Consider the following 23,164-nt stretch of genomic DNA (forward strand, 5'->3'; position numbering starts at 1 on the left):
TTCACAGTGCAATCGCGTCCGCCGAGCCGGCTCGTCACCGAGATCAGCCTCGATGGCCCCGGCAAGCGCCACGGCTATGTGCGCGTGCCGCTGTCGTCGCATGAATCGGCATATGGCTTTGTGCCGGTGCCGGTGGTGGTGATCTCGGGAGCACCTGGGCCGACGACGGTGCTCACCGCCGGCAACCACGGCGACGAGTACGAGGGCGAGGTGGCGTTGGCGGAGCTGGCGCGATCGCTCGATCCGGCCGAGCTCACCGGCCGGCTGATCATCATGCCGACGCTAAACCAGCCGGCGGCAGTTAGGGCGCGACGCACCTCGCCGATCGACGGCGGCAATCTCAACCGTTCATTCCCCGGCGACGCTGCCGGCAACGTGACGCAGCAGATTGCCTACTACGTTGAAGAGAACATCATTCCATTATGCGATGCCGTTTGCGACATGCATTCGGGCGGTAGCTCGCTGCACTACGTACCATCAACGGTGATCGCTCGCTGGGCCGACGTGGATAAGTACAAGAAGTCCCTGGCGATGGTGCGCGCCTTCGGTACCCCCGCTGCCTACGTGCTCGATCAGCCCGACGACACCAACAACACGCTGTTGGGCGCCGCGGGGCGCAAGGGCAAACTGTTCATCGGCACCGAGCTTGGCGGCTCAGGCGCGCTCAGCCGCGAGACCATCCGGATCGCGCGCGACGGCCTGCGTGGACTGCTGACCCACCTCGGTCACTTCACCGGCAAGCAGCAGGGCAAGGGCGCCGGCTTCGACACCCGCATCCTCGATCTTCGCGGCCCCGAATACTACGTCTACGCCGATGACGATGGCGTCTACGAGCCACTGGCCGAGCTCGGCGACGAGGTGGTCGCCGGCCAGCCGGCGGCGCGCGTGCACGTGCCCGAGAAGCCCTGGGTCGAGCCGCTGACGCTCAGCTTCGCGCTCTCTGGCATGGTGCTCTGCAAGCGCGCGCCGGCGCGGATACGGCGCGGCGACTGCCTGTTCCACATCGGCACGGACGTGGTCGCCTGATGCGGATCGCCGAGCGCCTGCATCTGGTGATGAGCGGCGGCCTCGGCATGGATCTGACCGATCCGCTCGATTGCAACGTCTATCTGGTCGGCGCCAGCACGGGTTGGCTTCTGTTCGACGCCGGCGCCGGCCGCAGCGTCGACGCGGCACTAGAGGCAATGCCCGCGGAGGGCATCGATCCGGCCAGCATCACCACCCTGTTCCTCACTCACGGCCACGCCGATCATTCGGCGGGCGCGGCCCGGATGCGCGAGCGGCTCGGGCTCAAGGTCATCGCCGGAGCGGCCACGGCGGCAATGGTGGCGAGCGGCGACGAGGATGCGATCAGCCTCACCGCGGCGCGCGAGGCCGGTGGGTATCCGGCCGACTATGCGTATCGCGCGTGCCCTGTTGGCCAGATCATTGCGGATGGCGACACGCAGCGCATCGGCGACACCAGGGTCACCGCTATCGCCACGCCCGGCCACAGCCACGATCACCTGGCGTTCCTCATCGAGCAGCCTGGCCGCAGGGTGCTGGTCGCGGGCGACGCGCTGTTCCACGGCGGTCGGGTAGGAGTGCAGAACGTCTACGATTGCAGCGTGCCCGAGATCTGCCGTTCGGTGCGACGGCTCGCTGGCTTCGACTACGAGATCTTCCTGCCGGGGCACGGGCCGTTCTCGCTGCGCGATGGCCGCCGTCACGCCGATGCGGCGATGGAGCATGTGCGGCGCAACGCCTGTCCGCCGTCGATCTAGAGGTAGGGCTGGTAGCCGAACTCGCCGCTGCGGGCGAACAGCCCCGGTAGCCCGCCGGTGTGCACGAACACGACGCTGTCGTGCTGTTGGAAATCGCCCCGACGGATCGCCGCGATCATCCCGGCCGCGCCTTTGCCGGTGTAGGTCGGCTCGAGCAGGATGCCTTCTGTGCGGGCGAAGAGCTCTATCGCTTCCTTGACCGGGGCGGCGATCGGCGAGGTCGTCGCGTGGTAGCTCGCATCGATGCCGAAATCCGTGTCCGAGATGCGGCGGTCGACGCCGAGCATCGCGGCGCATTTGTTGGCGTAGTCGAGCACGTGCCGCAACACGTCGTCGCGGGACGAGCCCACCGAGACGCCGGTGATCCCGAAGCTCGCGCCGTGTGCGCGGCAGCCGAGCACCAGGCCGGCGGTGGTTGGGCCGGCTCCGGTGGCGATGAACACGTGCTTGGGCTTGAGCTGCATGGCCTCGAACTGGCAGAGCAGTTCCTCGGCGCCAGCGACGTAGGACGCCGTTCCGATCGTGCCAGTGCGTTCCGGGTGATAGATCATGAATGGCTTGTAGCCGCGGCGCGCCGCGTCGTCGCAGAGCCGCTGTAAGACGTCTTTGATCGCGGGATCGAGCCGTTCGGGGATCGGCGTGGTATGCACTTCGGCGCCGAGCAGTTCGAACAGGAAGCGGTTGCCAACCATCGCCGTCGGCGTGGTCACTGCATGCAGCAGCAGGATCGGCTTCATGCCGAGCTTGTTGGCGCCGGCCGCGAGCTCACGCAGTTTGTTGGATTGTTCGCCCGCCATGGCAACGACCGCTGTTGCGCCTTCGGCCTTGGCCTGGCCCAGCACGAATTCGAAGATGCGCGTCTTGCTGCCGCCCACCGACAGGCCCGAGAGGTCGTCGCGCTTGATGTAGATATTTGGCCCGCCCAGCGCCTTGCTCAGGTTCGGCGCGGCTTCGAGCGGCGTCGGGAAGTTGCCGAGCTCGGCGCGGGGCAGTCTTGCAGTGAGCGAGGTCGAGGACATGATGGCTAGCGTACCGCGATGACGGCTTCGATTTCGACAGTGATCAGACGCGGCAGGGAACCGACGCCCATGGCGGTGCGCGAATGCTGGCCGGCTTCGCCGAACACCTCGCAGAAGAGGTCGGAACAGCCGTCGATCACCGCCGAATGGTCGGCGAAATCGGCTGTGGCGTTGACCATGCCGAAAATCTTGACGACACGACGCACCCGCCTGAGATCGCCGAGCACATCGTGCATCACCGACAGGAGGTTCAGCCCGGTCAGGCGCGCGTGGCGATACGCCTCCTGCGCGCTTACCGCATCGCCAACCTTGCCGATATGCAACGTGCCATCCTCGCGTGTCGGCCCCTGGCCCGACAGGAAGACGATGTCGCCATCCTGGACGGCGGTGCGGAAGTTTGCGATCGGCGTCGGGGGAGGGGGCAGTTCCAGCCCAAGCGCGGCCAAACGCTGGTAGGGATCCGGGTCCCGGTGTCGATCGTCGGCCTGGGGCGTCAAGGGCTTCATGATTAATCCAAAGTTTGGCAGAAGAGGCGAGATAGCCAGAAATGGCGATTGCCTACGCTGCATCTTTAGCCACCTTGCATCCGGATGCAACATGTTCTGCATCCGGATGCAATATTTCGAAAGGCGGCGTTGTGTCGAGGAACAAGGCTGTCCTACCCGCTGGCGAAATGGCACCAAGGTCAACGGCGCTGAGCAATTCATCGCCGCCTTGAACGAGGGCGGGTACGCGGTGACGCAACTCTCGGTGGACGAGCGTGGCGAGCACTTCCCGCTCAGCATAGCAGAGATGGTCCGCTATGACGCTCTCGTTCTTTCCGACGTCGGGGCGCTCTCCCTGCTCCTGACGCCGAGTGCGCGAGGGGGACACCTAGGCACCGATCGCCTGCAGATGTTGAGCGACTGGGTGGCGACCGGCGGCGGCCTTGTCATGGCCGGCGGCTATATGAGCTTCCAGGGCATGGAAGGATTGGCCCGCTATTTCGAGACGCCGATAGACGACTGTCTTCCGGTCGGGTGCCGCCCAAACTCGGATGGCCTCGAAGCGCCAGCCGGCCTCGTGCCGTTGGTCCTCAAGCCCCACCATCCCGTCCTCAGGGGCATCGGAACCAGCTGGCCTTCTCTACTCGGGATGAACAAGACCGAGTATCGAAATGGCGTCAGCGATTTTCAGATCATCGCCGAATGCACGCATCTAGCCCGAGGGTCCCGAGGTGCGGGGCAAGATTCGGTACTATTCGCGCTTCCAGAGCCTTCGACTCTGGTCCGAGAATGATGAGAAGGGCACGGCGACGTCACAAACACCCTACGAGTGGACTGTTGGCCAAGACACCGGGGCGGCTGCTGCAGCGCGCTCCCTCTCGACGGCGACAACTGAGACAGGTTCGCAGCAGACTATAGGCATCGCCATTCCTTCCTCAGGCTTGTGTCCCTAGGAACTCCAGCAAGTCAGGCGTCTTTGCTTCATGGCTGTTCCGCAAACTGCTATTATGGAGCTATGGAAACATGCTCGGACACCCCCGCCTGACCCGTCAGGTCTTCCGGTACCGTGCCGCCATCGCTGCGGACATCACGAGCCTCGCTATGACGACATCTATCTGGCCTCGAAGGGCCGCGACACGAGGCCTCATGAAGAGCAACTCAAAGCATTCCTGTCTGGGAAGCCGTTCCAATCACGCTGGAATCGGTCCCGCGGCGTGAAATTTACGATGTCCCTTCGACGACCTAGCCGCTGGATGCCATCGAGCTGGCGGACGGCGTTGCTTGCGAAGTGGTGAAGCCGCACTGCTTCTGTTCCATCGCGATCTGCTGGGTGATGCGCGTGGCGTTCTCGGCATAGGCCTGTGTCACCGAGCCGCTGTGGACGGTCTTGTCCTTGAGCGGACTGACTTCGGCACAGAGGTGGAAGACGTGCTCGATATCGGACTTGGTCTGTCCGGCCGCAGGCGCGATCCAGTAGACGACGTCCTGGCCATTGGGGTGGTCGGCGTCCTTGGTCGCATCGGCAATGGTGCTGGTGTCGTTGGCGATCGCCTGCGCCTGCGCGGCAACCTCGGGCGAGCAGTCCGTCGTCGGCTGGTTCGCCTTGATCTCCGCCGCGCACTTGTCCATGTCCTGCGTATACTGCTCGACCGATGGCGGCTGGAAGTTGATGCCGAGCACGGTCGCGAGCACCAGCAGCACCGCGCCGACGCTGCCGCCGACCTGCTTGGTGCGCGGATCCATGTTCTTGTCGGTAAAGATCAGGACGAGGAGTGGCAGGAAGGCGATGACGCTGATGATCGCGCCGAGCTGATTCTGGAAGAAGAAGCGCGCGGTGTCGGAGGCACGGGCCGGATCGCGGCGGTTGGCCGCCTTCCAGAAGAGGTTGCCGGCGATGGCGAACACCGCAATGCCGATCAGCAGACCCAGCAGCAGCGGCTGGCCGCCCTGGTCGAAGGCGCGATGGTAGATCAGCCACACGCCGTAGCATTCGCCGGCGATGGCGATGATCCAGGCGATGGCGGCAAAGAGGCGAAAATTGCCGGCGGAGGATTTCTGCGACTGCGACGCCTGCCAGTCCTTGGTGACGTCCTGAGCGGGTGCGGTGGGCTTCTTGTCGGCCATGTCGTGCGTCCTATCGTTTCGCGCTGCCGGAAACCGCGCTGGGCAGGTGCTGCGCCAGAACCTCGGCGACGAGATTGGGCGGCACACCGAGCTTGCTGGCGATCTGCTGCAGATGTTCAGGCGCCAGGGCATTTTTGATTTCGTCGGCGGTGATGGGCGTATTGGGGCCCTCGCCCAGCCAGGAATTGACTTTGGCGCCGAGTCCGGCCTCGTTCAGCGTCTTCACCACGCCGTCGATGCCCCCCAGATGCGTGAGGGCGTCGTTCATCACCCCGCCAAGGCCGCCCGGATGCGACTTGATCGCATTCTCAACGACGCCAGCCAGTTCGTCAAAAAGTCCCATCGTCATTCACTCCGATCACGCCCCATCCGCTTGTTATCACGGCGGCGGCCCGGGGGGAATCGTAACGTGAGCCTCGGGAAACTGCTGCACACCGTGCAGGCCGCCGCTCGGTTCTTGACCCGATCGGCCGTCTCGCCAACCGAAGCGATCGCCGCGTCGAAACTGGCGCGACAGGCTCGCGGCCGAAGATGACACGTTGGTTGCGTTCGGAGGCAGCGCCCTGCCTACGGCACAATGGCCGAGCGGACCATCATCGGTCCCCGCTGGTTGTCATCGCCGCACGGCTCGTAGACGTCACCTGCCGGCAGCGCAAGCAGGCGGTCGGCCATCTCCTGCTTGAGGACGGTGAGTCGAGCCTCTTCGTTCGCCGTGCGATCCGGCTTGCGGCCAAGCGCTATGAACTCGTCGCGTACATGCCCGTCCCGAATCTGCAGTCGCACGACGCGATCGCGGTAGGTCAGCACGAACACATAGCGTGCCAGGGTCTCACCCCGCTCGGGCCGCTCGAGCGCCGGATCGACGACGAAGCGACCGTCGGTCACGGCGCGGGTCACCATCTCGAACGCATCGCGTCCGCCGGGACCCCGGAAGGCCGTCCGGATGTCGATCTCGCGGCGCTCCGGCGGGGTGTCGGGGCTCAGCAGCGGCAGCGCCAGCTGCATCACCTGGAAGGCATGTGCTACGCCACCCGGAAAGCCGAAGCCGTGATAGTGCATCAAATCCGCATAGGTGAACGACATGGGCCGCCCGCCCTCGGCCACGACGATTGTTGCTTCGCTCATGAGTGTTCCTTGCGATCGAGCTCTTCACGCATCCAGGGCAGGAAGCCATCGAGGAAGCGCGTGGTCGCCGGCATGAAATGGCTGCCGTGGTGGAAGAAGGGATCGAGACTGGTGATCACCATGCGGCCCTCTGTCGTCACCTCGTCGACGTAAAGGATCGGCTTGCCCTCGCCATTGACGGCCAGCACCTCGGCTCCATCGGGAACATCGAACCAGCCGTGCAGGTGCCAGGTGAGGTCGCGCTGCGCGAGACGCCGGAACAGCGGGTGTTCGGGTCGCGCGATGCGCACGCCGAGATCGGCGCCCGGCTCCAGCCACCACCACCAATTGGTCGGCTGCGGGGTGAAGCTTATGCCGGGAAGGAACGCGCTGAACTCGTTCTCGCCGGTGACGACAAGCGTGCCGCCCTGATCGAGATAGGCTCGCAGCAGGTCCCGGTGCGGCGCCAGGCGATCGTCCGGCGTCCGGCACGGAATAAGAACGACGTTGCAGTCCGACAGCACGACATCGGCGAGCTGCTCGGGCCGCGCCAGCCGGTCGAAATAGCCGGCATAGCGTGGCGTCTCGAAGCTCTGGATGTGGTAGTAGGCGCCAGGATGCACAGCGAGAACGCTCATAGCCTGCCTCCCGTCCAGGCGATGGTGCGATAAACCAGCAGGTCCTTGAGCTCCGCGTCGTCGCCGCAGCCCCAGAATTCGTTGCCGGCGTGGACGAGCATCTCGCCGCCGGTCGGCAGCCGCCAGTGCCAGTCGATCGGCAGATGGCCGGGGCCGAGGCCGTTGATCGCGGTGGCGCCCGGCGGCATCGGGTTGTGGCCGCGGCCGTAGAACCCGGCGACGCCGCGGTTCTTCGCCAGGAGCTGCTGGTCGATGCCGGCAAAGATCGGATGCTCGCCCAGCCGCGTCAGCGCCAGATCTTCGCGCTTGGGCGCGAGCAGTGGCATGTAGACAGCAAGGCCGGGCAGGAATGGCCTGAGGATGTGGCCGTTGAACACCCAACGGCCGCCGCGGGCGAGCAGGCGCTGCACCGGCACGGCGTAAGCGAGCCAGCCGATCTGGTCGAGATGCGTGGTGGTGATCAGGCCATCCGCCGCCTCGATCTGATCCGGCGTCAGCTCGCGCTCGCGCACTATGGCGACATCTCCGGCCTGTGCCGCCCTGGCGACGCCTGCGCCGGGCCCGCCCGAATGCGACTGGATATAGAGGATGCTCATGCCGCGCGCGCTCCGGCGAAGGCCGGCAGCACCGCACGATGCGGGGTGCCGCTCATGCCCTGCAGCTCGACCAGTCGCATCGGCACGCTGTAAAGTCGTTCCAGATGCGGCGGTGTGACCACCTCTGTCACCGGACCGCAGAGCGCCGGGCCGTCGGGCATCAGCAGCAGCGCGTCGTCGGCGGCGGCGAGGGCATGATTGGGATCGTGCGTGGTGAAGACGATGGCCTTGTCCTGCGCCCGCCGCAGCTCGTCGAGCAAGGCAAGCAGGCGCTGCTGGTTGGCAAGGTCGAGCGCGGCGCCGGGCTCGTCGAGCACCAAGGCCGGCGAGCCGGTGGCCAGCGCCCGCGCCAGCAATACGAGCTGGCGTTCGCCACCCGACAGTCGGTCGAAGAAGGCGTCGGCGAAGCGCAACGCGCCCGCGCGCTGCAGGGCAGCCCGGGCGGCGTCGATGTCGGCGGGACCGGGCTGGCCGAAAAGACCCAGCCGCGCGGCACAGCCCATGACCGCGACATCGACCGCCTTGAGCCGCTGATTGCTGCTGCCGGTCTGCGGCACATAGCCGACGATGGGCGGGGCAAGCCGGCTCCCGGCATCGAGACGCTGGAAGCCCAGCATGGCGCACAGAGCGGTTGTCTTGCCGCGGCCATTGGGGCCGAGGATGGCGAGCGACCGGCCCACCGGTACGGAGAAGGAGAGGGTTTCGAGTACCACACGGCTGCCGAACCGGACCGTGGCGCCATTGAGGCCGATCACTGCTCTTTCCTTTCACGATAATAGCGCCGGAGCAGCAGCGCGAAGACGGGGGCGCCGACCAGCGCGGTGATGACGCCGAGCGGGATCTCGGCCGAGGTCGCGCTGCGGGCGAGCGTGTCGATGATCACCATGAAGGCGGCGCCGAGCACGACGGCGGCCGGCAGCAGGGTGCGGTGATCGTGGCCGACCAGCAGGCGCGCCGCATGCGGGATGACGATGCCGATCCAGCCGATGATACCGGACACGGCGACCTGGCTGCCAACGATCACGGCGACGACCAGGAAGACCAGCCAGCGCTCCGGCTCGGTCCTCACTCCGAGGCTGCGGGCTTCGGTTTCCTCGAGGGCGAGCAGGTTGAGGCGGAAGCGCAGACCCCACAACAATGCCGTGCCCAGCAGCAGGCCCGGCGTCGCAATCAGTACGCGCTCCCAGGTGGCGGTCGAGAACGAGCCCATCAGCCAGAAGACGATCGCCGGCAGCGACGAGTTGGGATCGGCGATGAATTGCAGCAGCGACACCAGCGCCGTGAACATGGAGCCGACCACCAGGCCAGCCAGGATCACCGTGACGGTCTCCGTCCGGCCGTTGATGCGCGACAGGAAGCCGACGCCGACGAGTGCCGCAAGGCCGAGCAGAAACACCATGCCGATCAGCGGCAGGCCCCAGATGCCGAGGATGATGGCGAGCGCGCCGCCGAATGCCGCGCCCTGCGAAATGCCGAGAATGTCGGGCGACACCAGCGGATTGCGGAACACGCCTTGCAGCCCCGTTCCGGCGACTGCGAGCCCGGCTCCCGCCATGGCTGCGAGCAGTACGCGCGGCGCGCGCACCAGCAGCACGATGCGCTCGTCGATAGTGGTGGGCGTGGCGCCCGGATGCAGCAGGCCCTGCCAGAGAATGGCGAGGGCCCGGTCCACCGGCACCGAGAAGCGTCCGGCGCAGAGGCTGACCAGGATGCTCGCCAGCAGCGTCACCACCAGCCCGATGAAGATCAGCGTCGGCCGGCCGTGCCGGCGCGGCGTGGGGGAGGCCACCGCCTCCCCGGCATACGTGACCATGCTATTTGGCCTTGAAGCGGTCGTAGCCGGTGGCCGTACCCTGCTTGTCCATCCACAGGATGCCGTCGATGTCGGCATCGGTGAGCTGGTAGTTGTAGAGCGTCTGGTAGGCCGTCTTCATTTCGCCGCGCAGATCGAAATTGAAGAGCTCGGGATGGACGAGGTCGGCCAGCCACATCCAGCCCAGCGGTGACTCCTGGTTCGGCGGATCCCAGCGATAGCCGCCCAGCGGCATCTTGTAGACGCGGTGGTTCTGCGCCGCCTTGGTCAGCGACAAGATCGGATCGTCATAGACCCAGTTGACGTCGAGCTGCGGCTCGAAGGCGTTGAGCAGGATGATGTCCGGGTTCCATTCGGCGATCTGCTCCTTGTTGATGGCCGCCGAGCCGCTGAGCCCGGCGGAGGCGCTCCTGGCGCCGACCATGTTGATGTAGAAGGCGTTGTAATTGCCCTTGTCACCCGAGGCCGTGATCGACGACAGGGCGTTGCCCAGATAGAGCACGCTCGGCCGGTCGGCCGCCGCCAATCCCGCCGTCTTGGCCTCGATCTCCTTTTCCACCTTGTCGCGCCATTCGACGAGCGGGCCAATGCGTTCGGGCTTGCCGATGGCGGTCGCCACCATGGTCATGTATTGCCGCGTCAGCTCTTCGGTCCCGTATTTGATCAGCAGCGCATTGAGACCGGCATTGGTGATGGGATCGACGATATCATTGCCCCGCCCGCCCCATTGAATCACCAGATCCGGGTTGGCGGCCGCCAGCGCTTCGACGTTGGGCATGAAATCGGTGCCGGTCACGCTGTCGGTGATGTTCGCGGCGGCGGGGAAGATGCGCCCGAGGATGCCCTCGCGGATGGCGGTGAGCGACAGCGGGTTCATGCCGACGAGCTTGCTGGTGCCGCCGTCGAGGGCGATCACGCCCGAGGCCATCGGCATCGGGATGGTCACGATGCGCTGCGCCGGGGCGTCGAGGTGGACCGGCCGTCCCTCATGATCGGTGATGTCGATCTGCTGCGCCAGGGCCCCACCCGATAGCGCGAGCAGCGCTGTGCCAACGCTCGCCAGAACCGAAGCCGTCTTCATCCACTGCACGACCACCCTAAGCTCCACAAATATGAGTATTGATATCATATTTGAGCATTAGCGGAGTTTGGATGTCAAGTTTCTGCTGTTGGCTTTCTGCGCTCGGATTTGAAAGAAGCGGCGCGGCCATCCTTGAGGCACGCCCTGAGACGTGGAGCCCGGCCGGCGGCGTCTTCGCAATGACGTTGCGGCGGCGAAACTCGTGAGCACGTCTAGTCACGATCGCCCCTTGTGGAGGCGATCAGTCGCTGTCAGCGAACGCCCGAGTCTGGTCTGGCCGAAGAACCAGATGGGTCACTGAACACTGCAGTCGATATGACCGACACCGATGGCCCATCATGGCCGATGCGGATCGGTATCGGGCAGGTCCTGCAGCTGAGCGAGCTTGATCTGGGTCAGCAGGCTCAATTCGTCGTAGACGTTCCATTCGTCGACGATCTGGCCATCCTTGATGTGGAAATGGGTCATGCCCATCACCTGCAGGCGCTTGCCGGTGGGCTCGCCCAGCGATTCCAGGATGCCGTAGCCCAGATGGTGCCCCTCGATGATCCAGCGCACGGCGACCTTGGTGCCGCCTTCCTCGCTGTCGTTCGAGCAGACGTGCTGCACGAAATATCCCGCATCCGGGATCGATCCGACGAGGCCCAGATGCTGGTGCGTCACCGCGGCGACGCCGTAGAGCTCCTTCATCAGCGGCCCGTGATACTGCACCGTCGGCGCGTAGACGTCCTTGATCTTGCCGAACATGCGTTTGTTGAAAATCTCGTGCAGCCAGCGCAGCACGTCGGCCTCGAGTGTGGTGTTGGCGAGCGAAACGTCGGCCTCCCATTCCGGCGGGTTCTGGCCGAGGAGGCGGCGGTTTTCCCCGATATCGAGCGACGTCAGTCCGGCGTCGAATTTCGACTTCGCCGTGCGCATCGCGAAGGCGTGCGGATCGAGTCCGAGCTGCCGGACGATGGCCATGTTGTCGGCAACCACCCACTCCCGGTAAATCTTGTTGCGCAGTACCATGCAGTCGGCGATCGTGCGCGAGACGAACGGCCGCCCGGTCGGCGCGCCGAAATGGCCGAATTGCGTGTGCCGGCCGGATCCAGTGACGAGGTGCGAGGTGTAGAACCCATCCTTGTCGTTGCCGTTCCAGATGACCTGCGTAGCCATGCCGCGCCGTTCCGGAAAGCTCACCAGGCGCTGGATGGTGTCGCGGACCACGTCCTCGCGATTGTAGATCGTGCCGGTGGTGCCGTAGAGCACGCAATTGTGCGTGTAGTGGGTGTAGATCAGGCCGATGTCGCGCTCGTCCCAGATCTTGTGCGTGCAGCGCACGATGTAGTCGACGATATCGGTGTAGATATCGTCGAAGCCGTCGAGCGACTGGCTGCGTGGACGGTCGGTGGGCGCGAGTTCGGGGTAGTCGCGGCGCTCCACCTGCAGCACCTGCTCCTTCGGCGTGTCGATGCGGGCGATGCGGGCCTTGCCGCCTTTGTCGTTGTCAGCGTCGCTCATGATGGCTCCTTTGCGCAAGACCGGACCGGCATGGCGAGCCATGCCGCAAGTTCGTCGGCGACCCTGCCGGGTCGCTCGAGGGGAAGGTAGTGGCCGGCCCCCGGCACGATGGCGAGGCAGGCCCCAGGGACGGCGTCGGCGATGGCGCGGCTCATCGCTGGTGGACAGGTCCGATCACACGCGCCGCACAGGACCAGCGTTGGAACGTCGATCCGGGCGAGGCGTGGCCGGCTGTCGCTGCGCTCCAGCGTCATGCGTGTCTGCTGCCGATAGGCGCCGGCATCCGTCTCGCGCGCCATCGCCTGCACCAGCGGTCCGTCCGTCGCATCGGCGAACTCGCTTTGCCGCAGCGCCGCGCGGGAAGCGCGCGCTGTGTCGTCCAGCACGCCGGGGTTGCAAGCTATCAGCGCCAGCCGCTCGATCCTTTCGGGCGCCAGCGCGATCATTTCGAGCGCCACGATGGCGCCGAGCGAAAAGCCGCAGAGTGAGATGCGCGACGACGCCTCCGTGAGGAGGCGCTCCGCCATCGCCGTCGTGCTGTCGGCACCGGCGAGCAGAGGCACCCGCGCCAGCACCTGTAGCCGCTCCAGAACGCCGGCGTAGAGCCGGCCGTCACACAGCGTGCCGGGCAGCATCAGCAGCGGCGCCGGCATGGCGTCGACAAATGTTCGCGGAGGCTGCGGACGATGGAGCATGGACCTGATCTTAGCGTCTCGTGACGGCAGCCGCGGCATCGATCGAAACTATGGTGAGCGACGCTCGGCTCGCCGCGCCACATGGCGAAGGCGATCTTCACGCAGAAACTTCTGGCAAATTCTGCATACGTATGCAAGAGGGAATGTGCCGTGGCTCCAGCAGCGGGCCGCAAAGCTATTTCGAGGTTCCCCGATGTCCGATTCTACCCGCGCCCCGAACGGCGTGAGCTATGTCAAAGCCCCGTCGCGCGATCAGGTCAGCGACAACAAGCCGGTCGAGACCCTGGTCGCCGAAATCCTCAAGAACGTGCGCGAGCGCGGCGACGCCGCGGTGCGCGAATATTCCGAGAAGTTCGACAACGCGACGGTGAACGCTTTCGAAGTGACCGATGCTGAGCGGGAAGAGGCGCTGCGCGGGCTCGCGCCGCAGACCCGGCAGGACACCGAATTTGCCATCGCCAATGTGCGCAGATTTGCCGAGGCGCAGCTCGGCACCATCCTGCCGCTGGAGATCGAGACTCTGCCGGGCGTCCATCTGGGCCACCGCGTCATCCCGATCGAGCGGGTCGGGTGCTACGTGCCCGGCGGCCGCTATCCGCTGCTGTCGGCGCCGATCATGACCATCGTGCCGGCCAAGGTCGCCGGCGTCGACGAGGTGATCGCCTGCCTGCCGCCCAATGCCCACAAGGCGATGATCGCCGGCTGCCATTTGAGCGGCGCCGACCGCATCTTCCGGATCGGCGGCGCGCAGGCCATCGCAGCGCTCGCCTACGGCACCGAGAGCGTGCCGGCGGTCAACAAGGTCGTGGGACCGGGCAATGCCTTCGTCAACGAAGCCAAGCGCCAGGTGTTCGGCCCGGTGGGCATCGACCAACTCGCCGGCCCCTCCGAGATTTTCGTCGTCGCCGACCGCACCGGCGATGCCGAGATGATCGCGACGGACCTGCTGGCGCAGGCCGAGCACGATGTGCGCACGCGTGTCGGCCTCATCACCACCGACCGTGCGCTCGCCGAGGCGACACTCAAGGAAGTCGAGCGGCAGCTCGCGACGCTTTCGACCGCCAGCGTCGCCGGCGTGGCATGGAAGGACTACGGCGAGATCGCCGTCTGCCCGGACGAGGCGACAATGATCGCCTATTCCGACTACATCGCCGCGGAGCACCTGCAGGTCCACACCGCCGACCCGCAGGCGATGGCCAAAAAGCTGCGCAATTACGGCTCGCTATTCATCGGCCAGCTCGCGAGCGTGGTCTATTCGGACAAATGCATCGGCACCAATCACACGCTGCCGACCATGGGCGCCGGCCGCTACACCGGCGGCCTCTGGGTCGGCGCCTATGTGAAGATCGCCACCCATCAGTGGATCGACGAGCGAGGCGTGCGCGCCGTGGCGCCGCCGGCGGCGCGCCAGAGCGCCAGCGAGACGCTGGAAGGGCATCGCCATGCGGCGCAGCTTCGCTTGGACCGCCTGCAGGCGTGACGACGTCCCGGGCCAGCCGTCATCGCCGCGTCCGTGGGGATGACACGCGGGCGTCATGCTATTTGATCTGGTCGGCTTCGCGCCAGGCCGCGCGCAGCTTCTCGATGTTGAACCCCGGCGCCCGTGCCGCCTTGAGGATCGGCTGCTCCTTGCGCAGCACGATGTCGATGGCGGCGGGCATTGTCTCAATATGCTCGGCCGGGATCACCACCGCCCCGTGTCGGTCGGCATGGATCAGCTCGTTGGGACGCACGGTCATGCCGAACACCGTGACGGTGCAGTCGAGCTCGGTGACGTGCACGAACGCATGGCTTGGCCCGATGGAGCCGGCGATCACCTGATAGCCCGCATCCAGCATGCCGAGGTCGCGCAGCACGCCGTTCGTCAGCGTGCCGGCGACGCCCAGCCCCTTGTGCTGCGCCACCTGCATCTCGCCCCAGAAGCCGCCGATGCAGCGCGGCCAGTCGGTGTCCTCGATCACGGCGACATTCGGTCCCGCGCCGCCGGCCACGTGCTCGTAATAGGCCATGCGCAGCGCCCGCACCTCGGCTGCCGGCCGCTGCGCCGGCGACGAGGCCCGTATGCGGGCCGTCCGGGCGAAGCCGACGATGGGCGGCAGCGCTGGATCGGCGCAGACCACGGGGGCTTTGGTGAAGCCCTCGGCGGTGCGACCGCCCATCACATGTTCGAGCGCGTTGCAGATGGTCGGCGTATCGTGCCGGCGCAGGATCGCCAGTGTTTCCGGGGTGATGGACATGCTCAGCTCAGCTTCAGGCGGTCGTTGACGAGATTGGTGCCGTCGCGCAGCGATTTGAGCTTCAGCCAGACGATGTCGGGGTCGACCGTGCCGAAGCCGGCAAAGGTCGAAAAGCCGCAATCGGTGCCGGCGATCACACGGTCGGGGCCGACGATGTTGACGAAGTTCATCAGTCGCTCGGCGATGAGTTCCGGATGCTCCACGAAATTGGTGGTCGAGTCGAGCATGCCGGGGATCAGCACGTAGTCATCCGGCAGCTCGACCGATTTCCAGTCGATCCACTCATGCGCGTGGCGCGGGTTCATCGCCTCGAACAGCAGCGCCCGCGGTTTGGCCTTGAGGATGGCCGGCAGCACCGTCTTGAGCGCGATGTCGCAATTGTGCGGGCCTTCGTAATTGCCCCAGCAGACATGCATGCGCACCTTGTCGCCCGGGATGTTGCGCAGCGCATGGTTGAGCACCTCGATGTGGCGCTCGGCGCGGCGGACGAAGCCGGCGTCGTCGAGCTCCTTGTACATCATGTGCCGGCCGAGCCCAAGATCGGGACTGTCGAGCTGGAGGATCAATCCGGCGGCGACGATGCCCTCATATTCGGCACGCATGGCTTCGGCGACGGCTTCGAGATAGTCGTCTTGCGTCGTGTAGAACTCGTTGGGCTGAAACAGCGCGATGACCCCCGGTGTCGCCGAGTTCATGAAGCCCTTGGCATAGCCGCTGCTTTTGAGCGCCGACTGGAAATTGTCGATGTCCTCGCGCAGCGGCTGTAGCGTCTTGACGGCGATTTCGCCGATGCATTTGGGGCGCCGGTAGGTCGGCGTGCCGCCGCCCTTGGCCTGCCGCTCGAGAAAGCCGGGCACCTGTTCGAGGTCCTGCGGTGGCCGGCGTGCGCTGTCGCCGGCAAAGCCTGTGAGGCGATCCTTGATGTAGGTGGCGTAGGAGATCTTGCTCATCTCGCCGTCGGACGGCAGGTCGACGCCCGCCGCCTTTTGCCGTGCCACGATATCGGCGACGGCCTCGCCGACGATGCGGTTGAAGCCGGCTTCATCGATGGGCACACCGGCCTCGCGCGCGAACACGAGGTCGGTGATCTGTTTGCTGCGGGGCAGGGACCCCACATGCGTTGTCAGGATACGTGCCATTATTCGGCCGCCACGCGGCGTTCGGCGAAGGCCGGGGCGGCGGGCGCCGACGCACCGCGCACCACGAAGGCGATCGCGTCGGCGGAGGCGGGGTTGCGATAGGCGTGCATCAGTCCCACCGGCACCGTCAGCGTGTCGCCGGCGCCCATCACCAGCCGGCCGCCGTCCCACGAGAATTCGAGCGTGCCCGACTGCATGAAGATCACTTCCTGCTCGGCGCGCGAATGCATCGGGATGCTGGCGCCGGTCTCGAGCTTCAGGCGGCGCAGGGCAAAGCCGTGGTCCCAATGGCCGATGATCGGGCCGGCCTTGAAGCCGTCCCGGGAGTCGATGTCGCCGATCACCGCGTCTTCCTCAACGCCGGGCCCGGCGAGAGGCGAGTTCGGGTTGCCCGTCATGGCCGCCGCCTTGAGGGCATATTTGCTGAGCTCGCTCATCGGGGGCGTCGCCAGCTCCTTGAGCTTGGCGGCATCGGGCGGCTGCTCCATCTCGGCGCCCTCCGGCACCGTTTCGCCCAGCGTCGTGTCGATCAGCTTGCCGCCCTTCAGCAGCTTCAGGCCGAAATCCTCGGCCATCTTGAACACCGACGGCGCCCAGACCACCTTGCCTGGATCGTCATGGCCAAGCACGACGGCGAGAAATCCCGTGCCTTCGTCGCGCTTTTCGAAGCCGCGGAACATGTGCGTCGGCACGCTCGCGACGTCGCCAGGTTCGACGTCGAGATAACCCTCGTCCTTGTTGGCGCCGAAGACGAAGCGCCACTTGCCGGTGTGCACCAGGAAGGTCTCGGCGGTCAGATGCGAGTGCTGCGAATTGGTGCAGCCGAAGGGTTGCCGCGCCGCACCGAAATTGAAGCCGTGTGCCTCGGGAATATGCACCACCTGCGCCGGGTTCTCGGAAACGCCCGGCCCGATGATGGTGAAATTCTCCTTGCGATCGGACCCGGGCGTGCGCGCATCGATGAAGGCGTTGCGCAGCCCCTTGAGGTCGGCGTAGCGGACCAGCCGCTTTTCCATCGCCTCCTGCGTCCATTTGCTCATGTCGAAACTCCTTTCACAGCCTTTGCATTCGTATGCACAGCGCGCGCTGCCCAAAGCCGATCGGCTCAGCGCGTGGCGGCAGATTTGTAGAATTTCACTCCATCGCGCTCGACGATGCCTGTCTTGGGCAGGCGGGCGGAGGTGCGCACGATGAGCTCGCCCGGGATGACCCGGTGCTGCGGCTCGATCTCGCCGGAGGCGATCTGGTCCATCAGGATGTCGACGGTCGCTTCCGCCATCGGCATGATCGGCTGCGTCACCGAGGTGATGCCGTAGCTTGGCCAGCGGGCCGGGCCGACATCGTCATAGCCCACGATCGACAGGTCCTTGGGAATCGTGAGGCCGAATTCGTAGCGGGCGACGTCCATCACGGCGACGGCCATATGGTCGTTGGCGACGAAGATCGCCTGCGGGCGTTTGGGCAGCGACAGCAGCTCCCGAGCCGCCGCTTCGGCGTCGGCGCGGTTGTAATTGCCGGTCCTGACCTCGATCTTGCTGAAGCCGCCGGCCTTCAGGCCCTCGCGGAAGCCGATGAGCCGATCGCGATTGGTCGACGAGTTCTCCAGCCCCGAAATGTAGCCGAAGCTCTTGTGCCCGCCGGCGATGAGAAATTCGGCAAGCAGCCGCCCGCCTTCGCGGTTGCGTGTCGTGACCGACGAAGCCGCGGCCTTCTCTGTTGTGCGATTGAACAGCACCACTGGAATGCCCGCGACGGTGCATTCTTCCGACAGCTGCGAACTCAGCGAGGTCGAGGCAAGGATGATGCCATCGACCCGGTACTGCATCAGTTGGTCGAACACCGGATCGGAATCGCGGTCCATGAAGCCGGTGAACAGCAGCACATGGTAGTTCTCGGCGGCGAGGCGGCGGCCGAGTTCCTCCAGCACGTCCGGGTAGAACAGATTTTCGAGATACGCCATCACCACCGCGATGATGCGCGAGCGCGAGGTGATCAGCGAGCGAGCGATGGCATTGGGGCGGTAGCCCAGCTCCTTGGCGGCAGCCAGCACCTTGGCGCGCGTCTTCGGTGAAATAGAGGCGCCGGGCGTGAAGGTGCGCGACACCGCCGACTGCGACACGCCAGCATGCTCGGCAACCTGCGACGAGGTCACGGAAGGCTTCTTGGTGATTATTCCGCCGTCCATCCGCCATCCACCACCAGAGCTGAGCCGGTCATCAAGCTGGCCGCATCCGACGCCAGGAACACCACCGGCCCCATGATGTCTTCGAGCCGGCCGATCCGCCCAAGCTTGATCTTCGACAGCACCCACGATTTGAACCCCGGGTCCGCGAGGCTTCTGCTCGCGAGTTCGGTGTCGATGAACGTGGGACAGATACTGTTGACACGAATATTGTGGACCGCGAGGTCGATCGCCATCGCTTTGGTGAGGCCTTCAACAGCAAACTTGCTGGCCGAATAGACCGCTCGGTCGGGGCCGCCGACCTGGCCCATCTGCGACGAGATGTTGATGATCGAGCCAGGCCGGCCCTGCGCCACGAGCCGCGTGGCGACCGCTTGGCTCGCAAACAGCGTGGCGCCGACATTGACGTCCATCACCGCATGATAGTCGCGAGGTGTCACTGCGAGGATCGGAGCGTGGCGCGCCGCGCCCGCGCTGTTGACCAGGACGTCGAACGGCTCGCCGCGATCGACCAGTGCCCCCACGGCGTCGAAATCGGTGACATCGAGCGCCTCGCCGTCTGCTGCGTAGCCGGCCGCCCGGAGTGCCGCAACTACCGCGCCCACATCCGAGCTGCTGCGCGCGACAATCGTAACGACCGCGCCGGCCGCCGCCAGGGCGGTCGCCGCCGCAAGGCCGATGCCGCGCGAGCCGCCCGTGACCAGGGCACGCTTGCCGTCGACCCTGAGGCTAGGTGTGCGCGGCAGGTCCATCGTTCATTCGGCGGCTGCCCGCGGGCCAGCCGCGGTGGCATAGGGGATGTTGCGGCCGCCATAGCGGCGGACGCGAATATTGGCCTGCTCGGCGTGTCCGACGAAGCCTTCGAGCATGCACAGCCGCGAGCAGTATTCGCCCACCATCGCCGACGCTTCGTCGGTCTCGACCATCTGCCAGGTGCAGGTCTTGATGAATTTCCCCACCCACAGGCCGCCGGTGTAGCGCGCCGCCTTCTGCGTCGGCAGTGTGTGGTTGGTGCCGATCACCTTGTCGCCGAACGCCACATTCGTGCGTGGCCCGAGGAACAATGCGCCAAAATTGGTGAGATGGTCGCGGAACCACAGGTCGCGATCGGTCATCACCTGCACATGCTCGCTGGCGATGCGGTCGGCTTCGGCCAGCATCTCCTCATAGCTGTCGCAGACTATGATCTCGCCGAAATCGGTCCATGACCGGCGGGCCGTCTCGCCGGTGGGCAATATGTCGAGCAGGCGCTCGATCTGCGCCATCGTCTCGCGAGCGAGCTTTTCGGAATTGGTGACAAGGATGGCGGGCGAGGTCGGGCCGTGCTCGGCTTGACCGAGCAGGTCCGTGGCGCAGAGCTCGCCGTCTACCGTCTCGTCGGCGATCAGCAGCGTTTCGGTGGGACCGGCGAAGAGGTCGATGCCGACCCGGCCATAGAGCTGGCGCTTGGCTTCGGCGACGAAGGCGTTGCCGGGGCCGACCAGCATGTCGACCGGCGTGATCGACTGCGTCCCGATCGCCATCGCGGCCACCGCCTGGATGCCGCCGAGGACGAGGATCTCGTCGGCGCCCGCCATGTGCTGGGCCGCGACGATGGCCGGCGCCGGCTTGCCATGGAAGGGCGGGGCGGCGGTAATGACGCGGCCGCAGCCGGCGACCTTGGCGGTCAGCACCGACATATGCGCCGAGGCGAGCAGCGGATATTTGCCGCCGGGCACGTAGCAGCCGACCGAGGCGATCGGCACGAGGCGGTGGCCGAGCGTCACCCCTGGCATCGTCTCGACCGACAGCTCGCTCAGCGTCGCCTTCTGCTGCTCGGCGAAATTGCGTACCTGCTGCTGCGCGAAGGCGATATCGGAGAGATCCTGTTCGGACAGTTGCGCCATGCAGGCATCGATCTCGGCTGGCGTCAGGCGGAAATCGTCACGGTCCCAATTGTCGAATTTGCGCGACAGCTCGCGCACGGCCTCGTCGCCGCGCTTTTCGATATCGGCAAGGATGCCCTCGACCGTGACGCGCACCTGCCGGTCCGCCTCCGCCCGCGCCGCCACGTCCTTGCTGCGCTTCAGCCACTTCGCCATTCCGACCGCCTTCCGTTTGGCTCGATCTTGCATACGTATGCAAAGATTGCAAGAGACCTCCCGGTGGTTTCCCTGCAACTGCGCGAATTTAGCGCGGCGGCTGCGGCGGCCGCTGCAAGGCAAAGTCGGTGGCACGTTCGAATGCATCGCCGATCTGGCATAGGCGCGCCTCGCCGAAATGCCGGCCGACGAGTTGCATACCGAGCGGCAGCCCGTCGGCAAATCCCATCGGCAGCACCAGCGCCGGATGTCCGGAAAGGTTGAAGCCGATTGTGCGCATCGGCGTCCACACCGAGCCCTTGCCGAACAGCGCCACGGGCAGAGCGGGCGTCAGTGTGCCGACCGTCACGAGGGCATCGAAACGCGCGAAGATGTCGGTGTCGAGCCGCCGGCGAAACGCCTCGCCAACGCGCTTCGCCTTGGCATATTCGGCCGCGGTGACAACGGCGCCGGCGACGAGGCTCTGATAGGTCTTGCGGCCGTACCCCTCGGGTCGCGCGGCGAGGTCGCCGGCATGGGCGTCGAAGCTTTCCTTGTGCAGCACCGCCGCTGCCGCGACCTCGATCGCGCTGTATTCGGGCAGCGTCACCTGCTCGATGCTGGTGCCCAGTTGCGAGAGCGTCGACACGGCGGCGTCCATCGCCGCGACCACCTCGGCGGTCGCTTGCGGGTCGCGCGCGAACCAGTCGCGAGCATAGGCGATGCGCAGCCCGGCAATCGGCTGGCCGAGCAGGGCCGACGCCGCCTCGGCGCCGCTCCGCCCGCTGATGACGTCGAGCGTCAGCGCCGCCTCGGCGGTCGTCGCGCTCATCGGCCCCACATGATCCATCGACGGGGACATCGCCAGCACGCCCGCGGTCGGCACCAGGCCATGGGTTGGCTTGAGGCCGACCACGCCGCAATAGGCGGCCGGGCCGCGCACCGAGCCGCCGGTATCGGTGCCGATGCTGGTGCGCAGCAGGCCGCCGGCAACTGCCGCCGCGCAGCCCGACGACGAGCCGCCGGTGATGTGCTCGAGGCTCCACGGATTGCGGGCGGGCGGATAGAGCGTGTCGAAGGCCGGTCCGACCGTGCCCCATTCATAGGTCGCGAGCTTGCCCAGGATCACCGCCCCGCCGTCGATCAAGCGGGTGACGACCGCGGCGTCCTGCGCCGCGACCCGGCCGGCGCGACCACGTGATCCGGCAGTGGTCGCGAGGCTCTCGACATCGATCATGTCCTTTATGCCGACCGGGATACCGTGCAGTGGCCCGCGATCGTGGCCGGCGGCGAGCTCGGCGTCGGCGCGGAGCGCAGCCGCCAGCGCCCGCTCGGCGTCGACGACATAAAAGCTCCGATAGTCCCGGTCACGCTCGGCGATGCGAGCCAGCGCGGCACGCACCAGATCGACCGAGGTCAATTGGCCGCTGCGGAGGCGCTTGCCGGCTTCGCCGATCGGCAGGTCAGCCGCCGCGCGCGTTTCGTCGACTGCGGCGGTATCGTCCAGCGCCGCGACACCTTCGCTCAGCCAGCGCGCGAGAGCGAAGACGCTGTCGGCTTCGTCCCTGTTGAGCTTGATCCCGCGCGCCGCGAGCGCCGTATCGAACGTCGCCCGGTCGAGGCCGTCGCCATCGGCTCTGGTGTCGGCAATTGGCGTCGCCATCACGTTGCCGCGCCACCGAGGCGCTGGCCCGACTGCCGGTCGAAGACGTGGCAGGCGCGCGCCGGCACCTGCGCCGAAATGGGCGAACCGATCTCGGCGGCAAAATCCTTGCTGGTCTTGATCGACACCAGCTCGCCGCCGACCCGCATCGATACCATCGAGGCTTCGCCAAGCAGCTCCAGGGAATAGATCGGGGCGGTGAGTTGCCCGCCGCTCGGCACGATCTCGGCGTCCTCGGCACGGAAGCCCAGGATCACCGGACCATCAGTCCCGCCGCCGACGCCCTCGATGCGGATGTTCTCGCCGGTGAACACGCCCCCCTGCAGCACACCCGGCACCAGGTTCATGGCCGGCGAGCCGATGAAGCCGGCCACGAACGTGTTGGCCGGCCTGTCGTAGATCTCCTTCGGCGCACCAATCTGCTGCACCACGCCCTTGTTCATCACCACCACGCGGTCGGCCAGCGTCATCGCCTCGATCTGGTCGTGCGTCACATAGATGGTGGTGGTCTTGAGCGTATGGTGCAGATTCTTGATCTGCGCCCGCGTCGACACGCGCAATTTGGCGTCGAGGTTCGAAAGTGGCTCGTCCATCAGAAAGGCATTGGGCTCGCGCACGATGGCGCGCGCCAGCGCCACGCGCTGCCGCTGGCCGCCGGACAGCGCCGCCGGGCGTCGCTCCAGGAAGTCGCTGAGCTCGACCATGTTCGCCGCCTTCATCACCTTGTCATGGTGCAACTCCTTGGGCACCTTGCGCACGCGCAGCGGGAAGCGGATGTTCTCGTACACCGTGAGGTTGGGATAGAGTCCGTAGCTCTGGAACACCATCGAGATGTCGCGGTCCTTGGGCTCGAGCTTGTTGACCATGCGCTCGCCCAGCCAGATCTCGCCGCCGCTCACCTCCTCGAGGCCCGCGATCATGCGCATGGTCGTGGTCTTGCCGCAGCCTGAGGGGCCGAGCAGCACGAGGAATTCCTGGTCGGCGACGTCGAGGTTGATCTGGTCGACCGCGACGAACTTGCCCCAGCGGCGCGACACGTTCTTGAGCTGAATGCGGGCCATG

Annotated in this window: 24 protein-coding genes; 4 read left to right on the forward strand and 20 right to left on the reverse strand. The window is 66.2% G+C overall.

Features of this window, described 5'->3' with window-relative positions; genetic code table 11:
* Positions 1-6: 6 nt before the first annotated feature.
* Both BGO82_RS19390 and BGO82_RS19395 read left to right on the forward strand, forming a co-directional pair.
* Positions 7-1,026 carry a succinylglutamate desuccinylase/aspartoacylase family protein gene (locus BGO82_RS19390; protein ID WP_291307268.1) on the forward strand — a complete coding sequence of 340 codons (1,020 nt, stop codon included), beginning with the start codon at positions 7-9 and terminating at the stop codon, positions 1,024-1,026.
* Positions 1,026-1,763 (forward strand): MBL fold metallo-hydrolase, encoded by a 738-nt coding sequence (locus BGO82_RS19395; protein WP_291307269.1) that lies wholly within the window; start codon positions 1,026-1,028, stop codon positions 1,761-1,763. The genes BGO82_RS19390 and BGO82_RS19395 overlap by 1 nt, the downstream gene beginning before the upstream one ends.
* Here BGO82_RS19395 and BGO82_RS19400 read toward each other — a convergent pair.
* Together BGO82_RS19400 and BGO82_RS19405 are read right to left on the reverse strand one after the other, a co-directional pair.
* Positions 1,760-2,782, reverse strand: coding sequence for a pyridoxal-phosphate dependent enzyme (locus BGO82_RS19400; RefSeq protein ID WP_291307270.1), 1,023 nt, complete (start codon positions 2,780-2,782; stop codon positions 1,760-1,762). The genes BGO82_RS19395 and BGO82_RS19400 overlap by 4 nt on opposite strands.
* 5 nt (positions 2,783-2,787) lie before the next feature.
* Positions 2,788-3,288, reverse strand: a complete 501-nt coding sequence (locus tag BGO82_RS19405; RefSeq protein WP_291307271.1) for a RidA family protein — start codon at positions 3,286-3,288, stop codon at positions 2,788-2,790.
* A 91-nt stretch (positions 3,289-3,379) separates the two neighbouring features.
* Here BGO82_RS19405 and BGO82_RS19410 point away from each other — a divergent pair, with 91 nt between their 5' ends.
* On the forward strand, positions 3,380-4,060 hold the full coding sequence (locus BGO82_RS19410) for a glutamine amidotransferase (protein ID WP_291307272.1): 681 nt from the start codon (positions 3,380-3,382) through the stop codon (positions 4,058-4,060).
* A gap of 449 nt (positions 4,061-4,509) precedes the next feature.
* On the opposite strand, the gene BGO82_RS19415 is transcribed toward BGO82_RS19410, so the two are convergent.
* From BGO82_RS19415 to BGO82_RS19460, 10 genes are all read right to left on the reverse strand, one after another.
* Positions 4,510-5,391, reverse strand: coding sequence for a hypothetical protein (locus BGO82_RS19415; RefSeq protein WP_291307273.1), 882 nt, complete (start codon positions 5,389-5,391; stop codon positions 4,510-4,512).
* Positions 5,392-5,401: 10 nt separating this feature from the next.
* Positions 5,402-5,734, reverse strand: coding sequence for a YidB family protein (locus BGO82_RS19420; protein WP_291307274.1), 333 nt, complete (start codon positions 5,732-5,734; stop codon positions 5,402-5,404).
* 224 nt (positions 5,735-5,958) lie between these two features.
* Positions 5,959-6,516, reverse strand: a complete 558-nt coding sequence (locus tag BGO82_RS19425) for a hypothetical protein (RefSeq protein WP_291307275.1) — start codon at positions 6,514-6,516, stop codon at positions 5,959-5,961.
* Complete coding sequence (locus BGO82_RS19430) at positions 6,513-7,133, reverse strand: hypothetical protein (RefSeq protein WP_291307276.1); 621 nt, start codon at positions 7,131-7,133, stop codon at positions 6,513-6,515. Before BGO82_RS19430 ends, BGO82_RS19425 begins: the two co-directional genes overlap by 4 nt.
* Positions 7,130-7,729: a hypothetical protein gene (locus BGO82_RS19435; RefSeq protein ID WP_291307277.1), complete on the reverse strand. Its 600-nt coding sequence runs from the start codon at positions 7,727-7,729 to the stop codon at positions 7,130-7,132. Before BGO82_RS19435 ends, BGO82_RS19430 begins: the two co-directional genes overlap by 4 nt.
* Entirely contained in the window at positions 7,726-8,484 is a 759-nt protein-coding gene (locus BGO82_RS19440; protein WP_291307278.1) for an ABC transporter ATP-binding protein, read from the reverse strand. Before BGO82_RS19440 ends, BGO82_RS19435 begins: the two co-directional genes overlap by 4 nt.
* Positions 8,481-9,542, reverse strand: a complete 1,062-nt coding sequence (locus tag BGO82_RS19445; RefSeq protein ID WP_291307279.1) for an iron ABC transporter permease — start codon at positions 9,540-9,542, stop codon at positions 8,481-8,483. The genes BGO82_RS19440 and BGO82_RS19445 overlap by 4 nt, the downstream gene beginning before the upstream one ends.
* Before the next feature lies 1 nt (position 9,543).
* The gene (locus tag BGO82_RS19450) at positions 9,544-10,623 is read right to left on the reverse strand and encodes an ABC transporter substrate-binding protein (RefSeq protein ID WP_366246986.1); all 1,080 of its coding nucleotides are present in this window, start codon (positions 10,621-10,623) and stop codon (positions 9,544-9,546) included.
* A 336-nt stretch (positions 10,624-10,959) separates the two neighbouring features.
* On the reverse strand, positions 10,960-12,126 hold the full coding sequence (locus BGO82_RS19455) for an ester cyclase (protein WP_291307281.1): 1,167 nt from the start codon (positions 12,124-12,126) through the stop codon (positions 10,960-10,962).
* A complete protein-coding gene (locus BGO82_RS19460) occupies positions 12,123-12,821 on the reverse strand; it encodes an alpha/beta fold hydrolase (RefSeq protein ID WP_291307282.1) in 699 nt (232 codons plus the stop codon). Before BGO82_RS19460 ends, BGO82_RS19455 begins: the two co-directional genes overlap by 4 nt.
* Before the next feature lie 193 nt (positions 12,822-13,014).
* Here BGO82_RS19460 and hisD (BGO82_RS19465) point away from each other — a divergent pair, with 193 nt between their 5' ends.
* Positions 13,015-14,301 (forward strand): histidinol dehydrogenase, encoded by a 1,287-nt coding sequence (gene hisD / locus BGO82_RS19465; protein WP_291307283.1) that lies wholly within the window; start codon positions 13,015-13,017, stop codon positions 14,299-14,301.
* Positions 14,302-14,359: 58 nt separating this feature from the next.
* On the opposite strand, the gene BGO82_RS19470 is transcribed toward hisD (BGO82_RS19465), so the two are convergent.
* The 8 genes from BGO82_RS19470 to ugpC form a co-directional block, all read right to left on the reverse strand.
* The gene (locus BGO82_RS19470) at positions 14,360-15,058 is read right to left on the reverse strand and encodes an RraA family protein (protein WP_291307284.1); all 699 of its coding nucleotides are present in this window, start codon (positions 15,056-15,058) and stop codon (positions 14,360-14,362) included.
* A 2-nt stretch (positions 15,059-15,060) separates the two neighbouring features.
* Positions 15,061-16,197 carry a cobalamin-independent methionine synthase II family protein gene (locus BGO82_RS19475; RefSeq protein ID WP_291307285.1) on the reverse strand — a complete coding sequence of 379 codons (1,137 nt, stop codon included), beginning with the start codon at positions 16,195-16,197 and terminating at the stop codon, positions 15,061-15,063.
* Positions 16,197-17,237 (reverse strand): cupin domain-containing protein, encoded by a 1,041-nt coding sequence (locus tag BGO82_RS19480; RefSeq protein WP_291307286.1) that lies wholly within the window; start codon positions 17,235-17,237, stop codon positions 16,197-16,199. Before BGO82_RS19480 ends, BGO82_RS19475 begins: the two co-directional genes overlap by 1 nt.
* 65 nt (positions 17,238-17,302) lie before the next feature.
* A complete protein-coding gene (locus BGO82_RS19485) occupies positions 17,303-18,349 on the reverse strand; it encodes a LacI family DNA-binding transcriptional regulator (RefSeq protein WP_291307287.1) in 1,047 nt (348 codons plus the stop codon).
* Positions 18,350-18,366: 17 nt separating this feature from the next.
* Positions 18,367-19,131 carry an SDR family oxidoreductase gene (locus tag BGO82_RS19490; protein WP_291307288.1) on the reverse strand — a complete coding sequence of 255 codons (765 nt, stop codon included), beginning with the start codon at positions 19,129-19,131 and terminating at the stop codon, positions 18,367-18,369.
* A gap of 3 nt (positions 19,132-19,134) precedes the next feature.
* Complete coding sequence (hisD, locus tag BGO82_RS19495; protein ID WP_291307289.1) at positions 19,135-20,460, reverse strand: histidinol dehydrogenase; 1,326 nt, start codon at positions 20,458-20,460, stop codon at positions 19,135-19,137.
* Between the two features lie 88 nt (positions 20,461-20,548).
* Complete coding sequence (locus tag BGO82_RS19500; RefSeq protein WP_291307290.1) at positions 20,549-22,102, reverse strand: amidase; 1,554 nt, start codon at positions 22,100-22,102, stop codon at positions 20,549-20,551.
* Entirely contained in the window at positions 22,102-23,163 is a 1,062-nt protein-coding gene (ugpC, locus tag BGO82_RS19505; protein WP_291307291.1) for a sn-glycerol-3-phosphate ABC transporter ATP-binding protein UgpC, read from the reverse strand. Before ugpC ends, BGO82_RS19500 begins: the two co-directional genes overlap by 1 nt.
* Position 23,164: the final 1 nt, after the last annotated feature.

This window comes from Devosia sp. 67-54 (assembly GCF_001899075.1).
Lineage (GTDB): Bacteria > Pseudomonadota > Alphaproteobacteria > Rhizobiales > Devosiaceae > Devosia_A.

Coding starts and splice junctions, on each gene's coding strand:
- BGO82_RS19395 (WP_291307269.1), top strand. CDS start 1,026: ATGCGGATCGCCGAGCGCCTGCATCTGGTGATGAGCGGCGGCCTCGGC.
- BGO82_RS19400 (WP_291307270.1), bottom strand. CDS start 2,782: ATGTCCTCGACCTCGCTCACTGCAAGACTGCCCCGCGCCGAGCTCGGC.
- BGO82_RS19405 (WP_291307271.1), bottom strand. CDS start 3,288: ATGAAGCCCTTGACGCCCCAGGCCGACGATCGACACCGGGACCCGGAT.
- BGO82_RS19410 (WP_291307272.1), top strand. CDS start 3,380: ATGTTCTGCATCCGGATGCAATATTTCGAAAGGCGGCGTTGTGTCGAG.
- BGO82_RS19415 (WP_291307273.1), bottom strand. CDS start 5,391: ATGGCCGACAAGAAGCCCACCGCACCCGCTCAGGACGTCACCAAGGAC.
- BGO82_RS19420 (WP_291307274.1), bottom strand. CDS start 5,734: ATGGGACTTTTTGACGAACTGGCTGGCGTCGTTGAGAATGCGATCAAG.
- BGO82_RS19425 (WP_291307275.1), bottom strand. CDS start 6,516: ATGAGCGAAGCAACAATCGTCGTGGCCGAGGGCGGGCGGCCCATGTCG.
- BGO82_RS19430 (WP_291307276.1), bottom strand. CDS start 7,133: ATGAGCGTTCTCGCTGTGCATCCTGGCGCCTACTACCACATCCAGAGC.
- BGO82_RS19435 (WP_291307277.1), bottom strand. CDS start 7,729: ATGAGCATCCTCTATATCCAGTCGCATTCGGGCGGGCCCGGCGCAGGC.
- BGO82_RS19445 (WP_291307279.1), bottom strand. CDS start 9,542: ATGGTCACGTATGCCGGGGAGGCGGTGGCCTCCCCCACGCCGCGCCGG.
- BGO82_RS19450 (WP_366246986.1), bottom strand. CDS start 10,623: ATGAAGACGGCTTCGGTTCTGGCGAGCGTTGGCACAGCGCTGCTCGCG.
- BGO82_RS19455 (WP_291307281.1), bottom strand. CDS start 12,126: ATGAGCGACGCTGACAACGACAAAGGCGGCAAGGCCCGCATCGCCCGC.
- BGO82_RS19460 (WP_291307282.1), bottom strand. CDS start 12,821: ATGCTCCATCGTCCGCAGCCTCCGCGAACATTTGTCGACGCCATGCCG.
- hisD (WP_291307283.1), top strand. CDS start 13,015: ATGTCCGATTCTACCCGCGCCCCGAACGGCGTGAGCTATGTCAAAGCC.
- BGO82_RS19470 (WP_291307284.1), bottom strand. CDS start 15,058: ATGTCCATCACCCCGGAAACACTGGCGATCCTGCGCCGGCACGATACG.
- BGO82_RS19475 (WP_291307285.1), bottom strand. CDS start 16,197: ATGGCACGTATCCTGACAACGCATGTGGGGTCCCTGCCCCGCAGCAAA.
- BGO82_RS19480 (WP_291307286.1), bottom strand. CDS start 17,237: ATGAGCAAATGGACGCAGGAGGCGATGGAAAAGCGGCTGGTCCGCTAC.
- BGO82_RS19490 (WP_291307288.1), bottom strand. CDS start 19,131: ATGGACCTGCCGCGCACACCTAGCCTCAGGGTCGACGGCAAGCGTGCC.
- hisD (WP_291307289.1), bottom strand. CDS start 20,460: ATGGCGAAGTGGCTGAAGCGCAGCAAGGACGTGGCGGCGCGGGCGGAG.
- BGO82_RS19500 (WP_291307290.1), bottom strand. CDS start 22,102: ATGGCGACGCCAATTGCCGACACCAGAGCCGATGGCGACGGCCTCGAC.
- ugpC (WP_291307291.1), bottom strand. CDS start 23,163: ATGGCCCGCATTCAGCTCAAGAACGTGTCGCGCCGCTGGGGCAAGTTC.